The organism is Campylobacter concisus (assembly GCF_002914195.1).
In the GTDB taxonomy this organism is placed as follows: domain Bacteria; phylum Campylobacterota; class Campylobacteria; order Campylobacterales; family Campylobacteraceae; genus Campylobacter_A; species Campylobacter_A concisus_M.
This window is the reverse complement of record NZ_PPAU01000102.1, coordinates 1-448: the sequence shown is the minus strand read 5'-3', so window position 1 is coordinate 448 and position 448 is coordinate 1. Positions and strand designations below refer to the sequence as shown.

Annotated in this window: 1 protein-coding gene; it reads left to right on the top strand. The window is 30.8% G+C overall.

Going from position 1 to position 448, the window contains the following annotated elements:
- Positions 1-448, top strand: a 448-nt coding sequence (locus tag CYP28_RS10360) for a hypothetical protein (protein WP_181000430.1), incomplete at both ends; no start/stop codon positions are given.

Here is a 448-nt window from a genome sequence, read left to right as displayed (position 1 = left end):
TTTTTATATAACTGGCTACTTGAAATCATTACTTTTTCAGCGATTGCTTTGATGATTATATATAGAATAGCTTTTTACTTTATTGAAGTTCTTACGTTTTTTATCGCATCCCCAGCAGTTGTTATTTGGGCAGTTATTTCTAAAAGGTTTGATGCAATAATGCACTATATTGGAAGAGGTGCTGTATTGTCTATTACACCTATTTTAATAGTGTTATCAACTTACCTATATATATTTGGTCAAGAAATTTTAAACATGATATATGCCCTTATAGTTGGAATAATTCAAACAACTTTTGTAACACCAGATGCCACTGTTGGGCAAACGATTACAGTTTTAGCATTTGTATCTATGGGCGATGCAATCATGAAAGCAGTATATGTAATAATGGGCTTTGTATGTATCATTAAATTCAACTCTTGGTTCTATCAAATGATAGGTATAAAAG